Consider the following 14,444-nt stretch of genomic DNA (forward strand, 5'->3'; position numbering starts at 1 on the left):
TAGTCATGGCTGACATCGTGCTCGACAAGGTGAGCAAGAGTTTCCCGGACGGGACCGTCGCCGTGCAGGACGTCGACCTGGAGATCGCCGACGGCGAGTTCGTGATCCTGGTCGGCCCCTCGGGCTGCGGCAAGTCCACCACCCTCAACATGATCGCCGGCCTGGAGGACATCAGCTCCGGCGAGCTGCGCATCGGTGGCCAGCGGGTCAACGACAAGGCCCCCCGGGACCGGGACATCGCGATGGTGTTCCAGTCGTACGCCCTCTACCCGAACATGACCGTGCGGGAGAACATGGCGTTCCCGCTGCGCCTGGCGAAGCTGGACAAGGAGACCATCAACCAGAAGGTCGACGAGGCGGCCAAGGTGCTGGAGTTGACCGCACTGCTGGACCGTAAGCCGGCCAACCTGTCCGGCGGGCAGCGCCAGCGGGTGGCGATGGGCCGGGCGATCGTCCGCCAGCCCAAGGCGTTCCTGATGGACGAGCCGCTGTCCAACCTCGACGCCAAGCTGCGGGTGCAGATGCGGACGGTGGTGTCGCGGTTGCAGAAGCAGCTCGGCACGACCACCGTCTACGTCACCCACGACCAGACCGAGGCGATGACCCTCGGCGACCGGGTGGTGATCATGCGCGGGGGTGCGGTGCAGCAGGTCGGTCCTCCGCAGGAGCTGTACGACCACCCGCGCAACCTCTTCGTGGCCGGCTTCATCGGCTCGCCGTCGATGAACTTCCTGCACGCCGCCGTGCAGGAGGGCGGGCTGCACACCGCGTTGGGTGACGTGCCGCTCGGCGACCGGATCCGCCGCGAGTTGGAGGCGGCCGACGCGCCCCGCGAGCTGATCCTCGGCATCCGCCCCGAGCACTTCGAGGACGCCGAACTTGTCGACGACGACACCCGCCGCCGGGGCATGGAGTTCGAGGCGCCTGTCGACATCGTCGAGTCGATGGGCTCGGACAAGTACGTCTACTTCACCGTGGAGGGCGAGAAGGCCACCGCCGCCGAGCTGGAGGAGTTGGCCGCCGACGCCGGTGCCGCCGACTTCGCCGGTGGCGGCGGCAACCTGGTGACCCGCCTGTCCGCGGAGTCGCCGGTCGCCGAGGGGCAGTCGCGCCGGGTCTGGTTCAACCTGGAGAAGATCCACCTGTTCGACCCGGCCACCGGCCGCAACCTGACCCTGCGCGAGGGGCGGGCGGCCGGCGCGCTGGCCGACTGACAGTGGCCTTGACGCGCCCGGCGCGTCAGCGCGTCCCCGCGTGCGACCGCATCCGGCGTGAAGATCGTGCTCGATCGTTGTGGTAGTGGTGTCGGTCGCGCGGGATGCCGCTACAAAAAGGACAACGCCGTTGCGTTAGGCGGAACGGCTGTTCGCCAACCAGCACTTGCCTCGCCGATCATGGAGTTGTGGTGGGTAACAGAACGCCCGTAAAACCCCCAAAGTCGGCACCACAACTCCATGATCGCCAAGCCGGGCCCAACCCGCTCCCCGATCGGGCACTCCCTGTCCCGGGTTGACCCGCCGGCCCCGTCCGTGTCCTGCGCCGCGCCGCCGGTCGTGGCAAGGTGGTCGGAGGTCGCATCGTGAGGCGGGGGGCGGGATGGACCGACGACTGACTGCGCTGGCCAAGGCGCACGGGGTGTCCACCTGGTATGAGGACTGGCGGCACCGCCGCGTCGAGGTCGCACCGGAGACCGTGGTGGGCGTGCTCGGCCTGCTCGGCGTGGACGCCACCAGCCCGGCGGCCATCGCCGACGCGCTCGCCGCCGCCCGTGCGGTCGACCGCGGCACGCTGCCGGAGACTGTCGTGCTCACCCACGGCGCAACCCGGGCACTGCCCGGCCCCGGGGTGGTGACCCTGGAAGACGGTGGCCGCCGCGCGGTCGACGGCGAGCTGCCGGTGGACCTGCCGCTGGGCTGGCACCGGCTGGCCTGTGCCGGCCGAGACGTGACAGTGGTGGTGGTGCCCCGCCGGCTGCCCGTGCCGCCGCGCACCTGGGGCTGGATGCTCCAGCTCTACGCGCTCACCTCGGACCGCTCCTGGGGCATGGGCGACCTTGGCGACCTCGCCGAGTTCACCGAGTGGGCCGGTGCCACCGGTGCCGGGCTGGTGCTGCTCAACCCGCTGCACGCGGTCGGGCCCGCGCACCCGGTGGCCGCATCACCGTATTCGCCCGCCAGCCGACGCTTCGTCAACCCGCTCTACCTGCGGGTCAGCGACACCGCGGCGTACCGGGCGGCGGATCCGGCGACCCGCACAGTGGTCGACGCCCTGCGCCCCGACCGTGGTGACCTGATCGACTACGACGAGGTGTGGACCACCAAACGGCACGCCCTGGAGTTGCTGCACCCGTACGCCCAGCCGGTCGACCTCGCCGCGGACCCGGCGCTGGCGAGCTTCGCCACCTGGTGCGCCCTGGCCGAGCGGTACGGCAACGACTGGCGGGCCTGGCCGGCGGAGCTGCACCACCCCGACGCCCCGGCGGTCGCCGACCAACGCCGCCAGCTCGCCGACCGGGTGGCCTTCCACGCCTGGCTGCAACACCTGTGCGACGAACAACTCGACGCCGTCACGGCGGCGGCCCGCGCGGCCGGGATGCCGGTCGGCGTCGTGCACGACCTGGCCGTCGGCATCGACCCGGGCGGCGCGGACGGGTGGCAGCTCGCCGACGTGCTGGCCCAGGGCGTGCGGGTCGGTGCCCCACCCGACGACTTCAACCAGCTCGGCCAGGACTGGGGGCTCGCCACGTGGCGCCCGGATCGGCTCGCCGCCACCGGGTACGCGGCGTACCGGGACATGTTGCGCCGAACCCTGCGGCACGCGGGCGGCCTACGGGTCGACCACGTCGCCGGCCTGTGGCGGCTGTGGTGGGTGCCGCCGGGCGCCGGGGCCGCCGAGGGCACCTACGTCCGCTACGACGCCGAGGCGATGCTCGGCATCCTCGCCCTGGAGGCGCACCGTGCCGGCGCCGTGGTGGTCGGCGAGGATCTGGGTACGGTCCAACCGGCGGTGACCCGGGGGCTGCGCGGGCGCAACATGCTCGGCTCGACGGTGCTGTGGTTCGCGCGCGACGGCGAGGGTGACTTCGTCCCGCCGGCCCGGTGGCCGCGCAACGCCCTCGCCACGATCTCCACCCACGACCTGCCGACCGCACCGGGCTTCCTGATCGGCGAGCACGTGCGGGTCCGCGACGACTTGAAGCTGCTCGACACCGACGCGGCGGTGGAGCGGGCCCGCGCCGTCGCGGACCGGGAGCGCCTACTCACGATGTTGCGGGCCGAGCGCCTGCTGCCCGACCCGGCCGCGCCGACCAGCCCGGCCGCACCGGCGTTGTCCGCGCCGCCCGACCCGGCCGCGCCGCTCGACCTGGCTGCGTCAACCGACCCGGCCGCGGCGCCCGACCCCGCCACGCTGTCCGCGCCAACCAACCGGGCCGCGCCGGCCGCGCCCTCCGATCCGGCGCGGAGCAAGCTGGCCGCGACGGCGGACGACGGCGAGGTGGTGGTGGCGATGCACGCCGCGCTCGGGGCAAGCCCGGCCCGGCTGCTCGGCGTCTCCCTCTACGACGTGCTGGGCGAGGTGCGCCAGCCCAACCTGCCGGGCACTGTCGACGAATACCCGAACTGGCGGTTGCCGTTGCCGGCCACCGTGGCGCAGATCCGCACCGACCCGCGGGTGGCCCGGGTCGTCGACCTGCTCACCACGGCACGCCCCCGATCGGGTGACGGGCGACCGGCGCGCCCACCATCGGGTGACGCACAAGCGGCGCGCCCACCCGAGGACTGACGCTCGACCAGGCCAGCCCGGGCCGGACCAAGGCCAGCCCATCACTGACGAGCGCGCTCAGGTCAGCCAGTCGAAGCGAGGAGGCAGCCCGAGAAAGTCGGCGTAGCGCTCAAGCGCCTGCTCGACACGGGCCCGCTCGACGGTCGCCGTCGGTGTCAGCGGTTGGATCGTGATGGTGACCGCGGCCCGGCCAACCTTGCGCTTCCACACGCCCACCACCCGGCCGGCACGGACCACGGTGGCCTGGAAGATGCCGTTGTTGCCCGGCACCACGGCCGCCTGGTGCGCCGGGTCGAGCATGAGTGCGCGGTCGCGGTAGCCCAGCAGATACTCGTCGAAGCCGGGCAGCGCCACCACGTCGTCCAGCGAGGTGCGCGGTGCGTCGGCCAGCGCCGCGTCGATGTGCATCGGCTCGCCGTCGACCCGGACCGTGCTCAGCACGTCGTCGGCGGCGGCCAGCCCGCGTCGGGCGTCGGTCAGGGTGAGGCCGCTCCAGCCGGCGAACTCGCGGGCGGTGACCGGCCCGTGCCCGCGTACGTAGCGGTGGGCGAGCAGGGTCAGCGCCTCGTCCCGCTCCAGCTTGCGGGCGTCGGGCGCCCACTCGTCGAGCAGGGCGAAGGTCTGGTCGGTGCCGACGTTCGGTGCCACACAGGTCACCCCGCGCACACTCGCATACCAGAGCAGGTGGTAACCGCGTTGCCCGTCGGTGGCCAGCCCGGCCGCGCGCAGCGTCGCCAGGCACTGGGCCCGGGTGAGCCGGCCGCCACCGGCCAACGCGGCGCCGAGGACGTCGACCGCCCGGTCGGCGTCGGCGTCCGTCAGCCCGAGCTGCACCCGACGCGTCGCCGCGCCGGCAAGTGAGCGAACGCCGGTCAGCTCCAGCATCCAGCGGGCGTCGGCGGGTGGGACGAGGTGCACGGTGCCCCGCATCGGCCAGGTGCGCAGGGCCTCGCGCCGTTCCAACGCCGCCTGCACGTCTCCGATGGTCCGCCCGGGCAGCCGCGCGCCCAGTGACCACAGGCCGCTGGCCAGGTCCTGTGCCTGCATCGCGCCGAACCACTCGACCACCTCGGCGACGCCGGCGGGTCGGGTGCTCGGGTGCGGGCGCAGCAGGAGGCTTGTCATCCGCAGGGCCAGCGCGTCGGCCGCGCTGAGGTCGGCAGGCATCGGGGGGGTCCCTTCCCAGGCTGGACGGACAGCCTAGAGCCCCTGGCTGGACAGCCAGCCTAGAACCGACCACCGACACGTCCGCGACGGGAGGCGTAAGGGCTGTCGTCGGGGGAAAGCGGCTCGCGCAAGTGCGCGCACCGCGCGTACGGAAGGGACTCTCATGACTGCCGCAAGCGAGCCGGTGCGGGGCGCCGGCGCACCAGCCGGATCCCGGAGCCATCGAGGGGACGTCCGCGCCAAGACGAGCGCCGCCGCCACCTTCGCCCTGGTGTTCGGAGTGGCCGGGTTCTTCAGCGTGTTGACGGCGATCCTCGCCTGGTTGGGGCTGGTGCTCGGCATCATCGGGATCATCCTCGGCATCGTCGGCCTCAAGATGGCACGCCGACCCGGGGTCACCGGGCGTGGCGTGTCGATCGGCGGCCTGGTGCTGAGCATCCTGGCCGTGCTGATCGGCCTCGGACTGGCCGCGGGCATCTCCACGTTCGTCAACAACGAGAACGCGGTGGACCGGCTCCAGACCCAGGTCGACAAGCTGCGCGACAAGCTCGACTGACGCGGGCGGGGAGTCGGCGGCACACCTGCCAGCCCCGGCCCCGGACCCCAGTAGGGTGGGCGGCGTGCTCCGCCAGGTCACCGCGATCCGTTACGTCACCCCGCTGCGCGAGGGTGGGTCGCTGCCGGGCGTGGTGGAGGCCGACGACCTGGGCACGTACGTGGCGAAGTTCCGGGGCGCCGGCCAGGGGCCCAAGGCGCTGATCGCCGAGGTGATCTGCGGCGAGTTGGCCCGCCGGTTGGAGCTGCGGGTGCCCCCGCTGGTCGTGCTCGACATCGACCCGGTCATCGGGCGGGCCGAGCCCGACCAGGAGGTGCAGGAGCTGCTGCGCAACAGCGGCGGCGCCAACCTGGGGATGGACTTCCTGCCCGGGGCGCTGGGCTTCGACCCGTTGGCGCACCCCGTCGACCCGGTGCTGGCGTCCCGGGTGCTGTGGTTCGACGCGTACGTGGAGAACGTCGACCGGAGTTGGCGCAACCCCAACCTGCTGGTCTGGCACCGGGAGTTGTGGCTGATCGACCACGGCGCGTCGCTGTACTTCCACCACAACTGGCCGCGCGCCGAGAGGGCCGTGCACCGCGCCTACCGAGCCGAGGACCACGTGCTGGCGCCGTTCGCCTCCCGGCTGGCCGACGCCGACGCCGAGCTGGCGCCCCGGGTCACCCCGGAGTTGCTCACCGAGGTGTTGGCCCTGGTGCCGGCGGAGTGGCTGACCGCCGCCGACTTCGAGACGGCCGACGCCGCCCGCGCCGCGTACCTGGAACACCTGTCCCGCCGGGTCGCCCGCACCGCCGACTGGCTGCCGCAGGGGAGCGCGGCATGAGGCAACCCTTCGAGTACGCGCTGATCCGGCTGGTGCCCCGCATCGAGCGCGGCGAACAGATCAACGTCGGGGTGTTGCTCTACTGCCAACAGCGTGACTTCCTGGCCGCGCGTACACATCTGGACGCCGACCGGGTCCGCGCCCTGGCGCCCGACGTCGATCTGCCGGCGGTGGCCGCGGTGCTCTCCTCCTGGGACCGGACCTGCTCCGGCGACGGGCCGGCGACCCGGATGCGGCTCGGTGAGCGGTTCCACTGGCTGGCCGCTCCGCGCAGCACGATGATCCAGACCGGTCCGGTGCACACCGGGCTCACCGCCGATCCGGCGGCCGAGCTGGACCGGTTGATGGCGGCCCTGGTTCGCTGAGCGGAGCCGGCCGGCGGCGGTGCTCAGCCGGGCCGGTCCCCTGATCGCGCTACGCCAGCGCCGTTGGTGGCGGAGCGCGATCCCCCGTTCAGGTGCTCGGTGCGGGGCGGCGGCTGGTTACCACCGGCACCGGTGACATCAGGATCGCGGTCCGTACGCGTCGGGGGACCGAAACAGTCGGGAAGTTGCGGAAAACTTGAGCCGGACGGACCGAAACGGGCCCGTGCGCCCTGCCGTTAGAGGTCGTCCCCACCGGGTAGTCGCGGGAGCTGACCCGAGACGAGAAGGGGAACATCTGATGGCTGCCCAGACCAAGGTAGCGGTGATCTACTACAGCGCCACCAGCATCACGTACCAGATGGCGCAGGCCGTCTGCGAGGCCGCCGGAGATGCCGGCGCGGACGTGCGGCTGCGCAAGGTGCGCGAGCTGGCGCCGGACGAGGCGATCCGCTCCAACTCCGGCTGGCAGGCGCACCACCTGGAGACCCAGGACGTGCCCGAGGCGATGGTCGACGACCTGGCCTGGGCCGACGTGGTGATCATGGGTGCGCCGACCCGGTACGGCATGATCGCGGCCCAGCTGAAGCAGTTCATCGACACCACCGGCCCGCTCTGGGCGCAGGGCGCGCTGGCCAACAAGGTCTACGCCGCCTTCACCTCGACGGCGACCGCGCACGGCGGGCAGGAGACCACCCTGACCTCGCTGTTCAACGTCTTCTACCACTGGGGCGGGGTGGTGGTCGCTCCCGGTTACACCGACACCAGCCAGTTCATCGCCGGCAACCCGTACGGCGCCTCGCACACGAGCAACAACGGGGAGATCGCCCCGGACGCCGTGGCGCTGGGGGCCTGCGCGCTCACCGCACGACGCGCCGTGCTGCTGGGAGCCGCGCTGAAGGCGGGCATGGCCGGCTGACGGCGGAAGCGACCGGTGGCACGGGCGGGGGCTCTCGGCCCGTCCACGCCACCGGTCGCCATTCAGCCCTACCCAGCGGCGGGACGGCCAGGGTCTGTGTCAAAGCCCCTGGCCGGCCTGCGGCGGGCCCAGCTCGACCGAGGACTTTGACACAGACCCTATGCGCGCCCGCCCGTGGTGGACAGCTCGTCAGCGCGCGGTGCCGGCAGCAGGTCACCCAGCAATTCGGTGAGCACCGCGAGCCCGTCCGGGCTGAGCACCGACTCCGGGTGGAACTGCACCCCGGCGAAGCCCCGCCCGCGCAGGGCGTGCACGGCGCCGTCGCCCGGGTCCCGGGCCAGCTCCACCGGCCCGTACGCGGTGACCAGCCGGTCGGCCTCCGCACGGGCGGTGAAGGTGGAGTAGAACCCGACCCGGCGGGTCCGCCCGAACAGCGACACCTCCCGCTGCAACCCCTGGTAGGGCGCCTCCCGACGATGCAGCGCCAGCCCCAGCATCCCGGCCAGCACCTGATGGCCCAGGCAGACCGCGAGGGTGGGACGGCCGGTCGCCAGCAGCTCGGCCAGCAACCCCCGCAGCGCCGCCATCTTCGGCTCGGCCGGGCTGCCCGGGTCGCCCGGCCCAGGGCCGACCACCACCAGGTCGTACCCGTCGACGGGGCCGCTCGCGTGCCACGGCCGCAGGTTCACCGCGAGGCCCAGCGCGCCCAGTTGGTGGGCCAGCATCCCGGTGAAGGTGTCCTCGGCGTCCACGATCAACACGCGGCGGCCGACCAGACCGGGCAACCCGGGTGCGTCCGGTGCCCGCTGGTCCAGCCAGAACCGCGCCAGCGGCGCGTTGCGCGCGGCCAGCGCGTCGCGTACCTCCGGGTCGTCGGCCAGCCGCGCGACCGGGCCGCCGTCGCCGGCGGGCGCCGCCGGCCCGAGGCCCAGCGCGGCCAGCACACCGGCGGCCTTGGCGTGGGTCTCCGCCACCTCGCCGTCCGCCGTGGAGTGCCGGACCAGGGTGGCGCCCACCGGCACCCGCAGGTGGCCGGTGGGGGAGATCTCGGCGGTACGGATCAGGATCGGCGCGTCCAGCGTCTGCCGCCCGGCCTCGTCGTGGCCGAGCAGGGCGAGCACACCGGCGTAGTAGCTGCGGCCGCGGCCCTCGTGTCGGGCGATCACCCGGCAGGCGTTCTCCATCGGGCTGCCGGTCACGGTCGGGGCGAACATCGTCTCGCGCAGCACCTCCCGCACGTCGCGGGTGCCCCGCCCGGCGAGCAGGTACTCGGTGTGCGCCAGGTGCGACATCTCCTTCAGGTGCGGGCCGATCACCTGGCCGCCGTGCTCGGCGACGGTGGCCATCATCTTCAGTTCCTCGTCGAGCACCATGTACAACTCCTCGACCTCTTTCGGATCGGCGAGGAAGCGCAGCAGCGCCGCCCGGTCCGGGGTGTCACCGGAGCGTCGGAAGGTGCCGCTGATCGGGTTCATCATGACCAGCCCGTCGTCGACGCTCACGTGCCGCTCCGGGCTGGCACCGACGAGCGTCCGGGTGCCGGTGTGCACGACGAACGTCCAGTACGCGCCGCGCTCGGCGACCAGCAGCCGGCGCAGCGCGGCCAGCGCGGCCACCAGCGGTCGGCCCTGCACGGTGGCGTGCAGGGTGCGGTGGATGACGAAGTTCGCGCCCGCACCGCGGCCGATCTCCTCGGCGAGCACCCGCCGCACGGTCTCGGCGTACTCCTCGTCGGTGACGTCGAAGGCGGCGTCGGTGGTGCGGACCGGCTCGTCGGGCAGCGCGGCGAGGGCGTCGGCCAGCGCGATCCGCCGATGCTCGCGGATCTGGAGGCACTCCAGCGGGGCACCGTCGTCGACGCAGGCGAAGCCGCGCTCGGTGATCTGGCGGTACGGCACCAGGGCCAACGTCCGCACTCCCGGCATGCCCGGCGGCAGCGGGATGTCGGCGAGACGGTCGACGGTGCCGACGGTGCCGGTGAACAACTCCAGCTCGTCGGCGTCGTCGCGGCGCGCCAGCGCGAAGGGGCCCGGGTCGGCGCCGCTGGTCACGGCGGCGATCAGGTCGGTCAGGTGGGTCATCAGAGTCTCCGTGGGGCCGGGCGCCGCCGTTCGGGGCGGCCATCCGGGCCGGGAGAACCGGCGGCCGCCTCGATGGCGGCCGCGTGGATGAAGCTACGCGCGGAAGGTGGCCGCCGGGTTGGCGGGCCACCAGCAGGTCAGATGCGCGAGCATGTGATCCACCCTACGCGCCCGACGCCCGGCTGACACCGGGTAACTTGACCGTCGATGAACATTCTCGCGCTCGATCTGGGCACCTCCTCGGTACGCGGGCTGGTGCTGGACGGCGACAGCCGTCCGCTGCCCGGCGCCCTGGCCCGGCGCAAGGTCGACCTCGCCATCGGCGACGACGGCACCGGCACGCTGTCCGGTCCCGGCTACCTCGCCTGCCTGATCGAATGCCTCGACGAGTTGGCCGACGCGGGGCACCTGCACGACGTCGACCTGGTGGCGGTGTCCGCCCAGTGGCACTCGGTGCTCCCGCTCGACCGCGACGGCACCCCGATCGGCCCGGTGGTCACCTGGCTGGACACCCGGCCCGCGCCGGTCGGCGGTACGGCCGGACCGTCCGACCCGGACGGCTTCCACCAGCGCACCGGCTGCTGGTGGCACCGCTCGTACTGGTCGATGCGGTTGCCCTGGCTGCGCGAGCAGTCCGGCACGACGATCGCCCGGTTCGTCGGCCTACCCGAGTACGTGCTGGGCGAGCTGCTCGGCGACGCGCCCATGTCGGTGTCCCAGGCCTCCGGGACCGGTCTGCTCGACCTGCGTACCCTGCGCTGGGACGAGGAGGCGTTGACGCTGGCCGGGGCGCGACCAGCCGACCTGCCGGCCCTCGGCGAGCTGGACTGGCACGGCCGGCTCCGGGCCGAGCTGGCCCACCGGTGGCCGCAGTTGGCGCAGGCGCGGTGGGCGCCGCCGGTGGGCGACGGTGGGGCCTCGAACGTCGGCTCGGGCTGCGTCGACCCGAGCCGGGCCGCGGTCACCGTGGGCACCTCGGCGGCCGTACGGCTGATGCAGCGGATCCCGGCCGGCGAACCGATGCCCCGGCTCCCCGAACGACTCTGGCGTTACCGGGTCGACCACGACCATGTGGTCACCGGCGCGGCGTACTCCAGTGGGGGCAACCTGTTCGCCTGGGCGAACCGGGAGCTGCGGTTGCCCCAGGGCGCCGAGCTGGACGCGGCACTGGCGCTGGTGCCGGCGGGTGGTGGCCGACCCACCGACCCCCGCTTCGGTGGCGACCGGCCGCCCGGCCTGGCGCCCGCCGGCAGCGGGCAGCTCCGCGGCCTCAGCTTCAGCACCACCTCGGTGGACATCCTGGCCGGGCTGATGCAGGGGCTCTGTGAGCTGGTCGCCGAGGATCTCGCGGTGCTGGAGTCCACAGTCGACAAACCGGTGGGTGTGGTGCTGGGCGGGGGTGCGGTGGCGGCCTCGGTGTGGTGGCGGCAGGCGTTCGCGACCGCGCTGGCACCGCGACCGGTGTCGCACCAACGCAACCCGGAGATCGGTGCCACCGGCGCGGCACTCGTGGCGTTGGGTCGGTTCGGTGACGCGATCGAGCTCGCCGACATCGGCCGGACGGACGAGCTGGTCTTACCGACCACGGCAGGAGGTTCGCACCCGCAGTATCCTTCCTGAACCTCGCGTCGCCCGGGCCGTTGACACTGGTCGCGAGCCTGGTTGGATGGACCGCGCTCCCCGGACCGCGGTGGACGCGGTAGGACCGAGGAGGCAGGGTGGCGGCAGGTCCCGACCCGGCGAACGGCGCGGTGTCGAGCCATCGCCGGCGTCGCTTCGACGTCCGAGTTGTCCCGCATCGACGCCGGTCACCGTTCCGGCTGCGGGACTGGCGGATGAGCACGAAGCTCGCGACGGTGCTGATCGTGCCGTCGCTGGCGTTCCTGGTGCTCGCCGGTGTGCAGACCAGCGCGTTGGTCGGGCGGACGACGGCGTTGAACGACTTCTCCCGCCAGGTCGGCATCGGCCGGCAGATCACCGCCGTGGTGCACCAGCTTCAGCAGGAGCGCGACCGCTCGGCGGGGGAGCTGGGTGAGCTGCGCCGGGGCGGCGACCGGGAAACCGCGGTGAACAACCTGCGGCCGTTGCAGGCGGCGGCCGACCGGGCCATCGACAACCTGCGGCGGGCCGCCGCGCCCCTCGCGGACGCCGACGCGTCCTGGCGGGTCGCCTACTCCGAGGCGTTGGAGGCGTACGACCAGGTCGACGACATCCGGCCGGCGATCCCGCCCGCGGTGCTCAGCAGCGACACGATCCTGAGCAACTACTTCCGGGCGATCGGCGCGATGCTCGACCTGCTCGCCGAGCCGACCCCCGGCCAGGGCCAGCCCGAGCTGAACGACGCGGTCCTGCGCTACGTGCAGCTCGCCCGGGTCAAGGAGCTCTCCTCCCAGGTCCGGGCCCGGCTCTACGCCGCCGGCCGCACCGGTGGGTACGGCACCGAGGACCGGGTGCTCCTCGCGGACCTGCGCGCCCAACAGCTCACCGCGCTCAGCGCGTTCCGGGTGGCCGCGACCAACGACCAGATCCGCCGCTACGACGAGACCACGGTGACCCCGGGGTTCCTGGTCGCCACGCAGCTGGAGGAACGCAGTCTGCCAGCCGGCGACGCGGCGCCCGAGGTGCTGCCGTCGGAGCAGTGGTGGTCGGCCAGCCAGCAGCGCCAGGACCTGCTGCGCCAGCTTGAGGCGGGGGTGCTGGACGACGCCGTGCGGCAGGCCGACGACGCCAGTAACGGTCAGCTCCGGACCACCCTGCTGGTCGTCGGTGGAGTCGTCGCGGTCCTGCTGGCAGCCCTGCTGATCTCGCTGCTCGTCGGGCGGTCGGTGGCGCGTTCGATGCGGTTGCTGCGCAGTCAGGCGCTGCGGATCGCGCAGGTCGAGCTGCCGGACGCCCTGGGCCGCCTGAAGACCGTCGGCGGGGGGGTGCCCACCATCGAGGTCGCGCCGGCGGTGGTCCGCTCGCTCGACGAGATCGGTGAGCTGGCCGAGGCGTTCGTGGCGGTGCACCGCAGCGCGGTCACCGTCGCCGTCGAGCAGGCGCTCATGCGCCGCAACGTCAACGCGATGTTCGTCAACCTGGCCCGCCGCAGCCAGGTGCTCGTGGAGCGCCAACTGGAGCTGCTGGACGACCTGGAGCGTGAGGAGGGCGACCCGGACCAGTTGGAGAACCTGTTCAAGCTCGATCACCTGGCCGCCCGGATGCGCCGTAACGACGAGAGTCTGCTGGTGCTCGCCGGCACCGATTCCACCCGGCGGTGGAACCGGCCGGTCGGCCTCGGTGCGATGCTGCTGGCCGCCGCCGCGGAGATCGAGCAGTACCAGCGGGTCCGCATCGAGTCGGTGGCCGACGTGTACGTGGTCGGGCACGCCGTCGGCGAGCTGGTGCACCTGGCGGCCGAGCTGCTGGAGAACGCGACGGCCTTCTCCCGCCCGGACACCCCCGTGGTGGTGACCGCCCGGGTCGAGGCCACGACCGCGCTGATCGAGATAGTCGACCACGGTCTGGGCATGAGCCCGACCGCGCTGGCCGAGGCGAACGCGGTGCTTTCCAGCCCTCCGGCCGCGGATGTCGCGGCGGTGGAGCGGATGGGCCTGTTCGTGGTCAGCCACCTGGCCGCCCGGCTGGGCGTGACCGTGCGCCTCGACGGTGGTCAGGACGGTCTGGTCGCCCGGCTGGTGCTGCCCGCGGGGCTGCTGGCTCCGGCGGGCGCGGTGGAGTTGGATCCACCCGCGTCGGCCCGGATGCTGGCGGCGAACGCCGCTCGGGGCGGGGCCGCGCAGCCCGCGGGTGCCTGGGAGACCGGTGCCCCGGCGGCGGGCTTCGACACCAGGGACCTGCCGGTGGCCGGTCGTCCGCCGGGGGTCGCCGTGCCGCGTCAGGCCCGTCCGGTGCCGGTGCGCGCGGAGGATGTGCTGGCCCCGGCCGCCACCTCCGGCGACGGTGGGGGCTGGTGGTCGCGGCAGGGTCCGTCCGCGCCGGCGGTACCCACGGTGGCGGTGCCGCCGGCCGTCCCGGTGACCGGCGGCACGAACGAACGCGGGCTGCCGGTGCGGGTGCCGATGGCGCAGTTGAGCGCGGTCACCCGTACGGCACAACCCACCTCGGCGCCGAAACGCGTCGACCCGGACCCGGAAGCGGTCGGCGGCATGCTCTCTCGGCTCTACAGCGGGGTGCGGCGTGCCGAGGCCGAGGACACCACCGAGATACCCGTGCCACCGTCCGGGGGGTACGACGAAGGAGGACGACGACAGTGACGACGTTGAGCCAGGAGGCGCGTGACCTGAGCTGGCTGGTGAGCGCGTTCGCGGAGCGGGTGCCGGGCGTGGCGCACGCGGTGGTGGTCTCCTCGGACGGGCTGCTGGTGGCGATCTCCGATCACCTGCCCCGCGACAACGCGGACAAACTCGCGGCGGTCACCTCCGGCCTGATGAGCATCACGGCGGGCGCGGCCTCGATGTTCGACGGCGATATCGTCAAGCAGACGGTGGTCGAGATGGGTCGCGGCTACTTCCTGGTGATGCAGATCCGCGACGGTTCGATCCTGGCCACGCTGGCCGCCGGAGACGCCGACATCGGCGTGGTGGGATACGAGATGGCCCGGCTGGCCAAGCAGGCGGGGGAGATGCTCACTCCGGCGCTGCGAGCGGAGTTGCAGCAGGCCCTGCCCCGCTGACCGGCCCCGGCCGGGACCCGGACGGTCACCGGCTCACCCGAGCCGAGCCGTCCGGGCCCGGCAATCCCCGGGTGGCGG

The 14,444-nt window shown here is 73.3% G+C and carries 11 protein-coding genes; 9 read left to right on the plus strand and 2 right to left on the minus strand.

From position 1 onward, the window contains the following. The first annotated feature begins 5 nt into the window (after positions 1-5). The gene (gene ugpC, locus AB0B57_RS25085) at positions 6-1,214 is read left to right on the plus strand and encodes a sn-glycerol-3-phosphate ABC transporter ATP-binding protein UgpC (protein ID WP_357074467.1); all 1,209 of its coding nucleotides are present in this window, start codon (positions 6-8) and stop codon (positions 1,212-1,214) included. Between the two features lie 382 nt (positions 1,215-1,596). Further along, entirely contained in the window at positions 1,597-3,783 is a 2,187-nt protein-coding gene (gene malQ / locus AB0B57_RS25090; protein ID WP_357074470.1) for a 4-alpha-glucanotransferase, read from the plus strand. 57 nt (positions 3,784-3,840) lie between these two features. Here the strand turns inward: malQ and AB0B57_RS25095 are convergent, their stop codons facing one another. After that, entirely contained in the window at positions 3,841-4,950 is a 1,110-nt protein-coding gene (locus tag AB0B57_RS25095) for a winged helix DNA-binding domain-containing protein (protein ID WP_357074473.1), read from the minus strand. 163 nt (positions 4,951-5,113) lie between these two features. Between AB0B57_RS25095 and AB0B57_RS25100 the strand changes: the two genes are divergently transcribed. From AB0B57_RS25100 to wrbA, 4 genes are all read left to right on the plus strand, one after another. Further along, on the plus strand, positions 5,114-5,506 hold the full coding sequence (locus tag AB0B57_RS25100; RefSeq protein ID WP_357074476.1) for a hypothetical protein: 393 nt from the start codon (positions 5,114-5,116) through the stop codon (positions 5,504-5,506). Positions 5,507-5,570: 64 nt separating this feature from the next. Beyond that, a complete protein-coding gene (locus tag AB0B57_RS25105; RefSeq protein ID WP_357074479.1) occupies positions 5,571-6,329 on the plus strand; it encodes a HipA family kinase in 759 nt (252 codons plus the stop codon). Continuing rightward, a complete protein-coding gene (locus AB0B57_RS25110) occupies positions 6,326-6,694 on the plus strand; it encodes a DUF3037 domain-containing protein (RefSeq protein ID WP_357074482.1) in 369 nt (122 codons plus the stop codon). The genes AB0B57_RS25105 and AB0B57_RS25110 overlap by 4 nt, the downstream gene beginning before the upstream one ends. 298 nt (positions 6,695-6,992) lie before the next feature. Next, positions 6,993-7,610 (plus strand): NAD(P)H:quinone oxidoreductase, encoded by a 618-nt coding sequence (gene wrbA, locus AB0B57_RS25115; protein ID WP_357074485.1) that lies wholly within the window; start codon positions 6,993-6,995, stop codon positions 7,608-7,610. Positions 7,611-7,768: 158 nt separating this feature from the next. On the opposite strand, the gene AB0B57_RS25120 is transcribed toward wrbA, so the two are convergent. Then, complete coding sequence (locus tag AB0B57_RS25120) at positions 7,769-9,691, minus strand: anthranilate synthase family protein (protein WP_357074488.1); 1,923 nt, start codon at positions 9,689-9,691, stop codon at positions 7,769-7,771. Between the two features lie 207 nt (positions 9,692-9,898). On the opposite strand from AB0B57_RS25120, the gene AB0B57_RS25125 reads away from it, so the two are divergent. The 3 genes from AB0B57_RS25125 (at position 9,899) to AB0B57_RS25135 (ending at position 14,366) form a co-directional block, all read left to right on the plus strand. Then, positions 9,899-11,311, plus strand: coding sequence for an FGGY family carbohydrate kinase (locus tag AB0B57_RS25125; protein ID WP_357074491.1), 1,413 nt, complete (start codon positions 9,899-9,901; stop codon positions 11,309-11,311). Between the two features lie 215 nt (positions 11,312-11,526). Continuing rightward, entirely contained in the window at positions 11,527-13,947 is a 2,421-nt protein-coding gene (locus tag AB0B57_RS25130; protein ID WP_357074494.1) for a nitrate- and nitrite sensing domain-containing protein, read from the plus strand. A 5-nt stretch (positions 13,948-13,952) separates the two neighbouring features. Then, the gene (locus tag AB0B57_RS25135; RefSeq protein WP_355008432.1) at positions 13,953-14,366 is read left to right on the plus strand and encodes a roadblock/LC7 domain-containing protein; all 414 of its coding nucleotides are present in this window, start codon (positions 13,953-13,955) and stop codon (positions 14,364-14,366) included. The last annotated feature ends 78 nt before the right edge of the window (positions 14,367-14,444 follow it).

The organism is Micromonospora sp. NPDC049101 (assembly GCF_040648675.1).
Lineage (GTDB): Bacteria > Actinomycetota > Actinomycetes > Mycobacteriales > Micromonosporaceae > Micromonospora.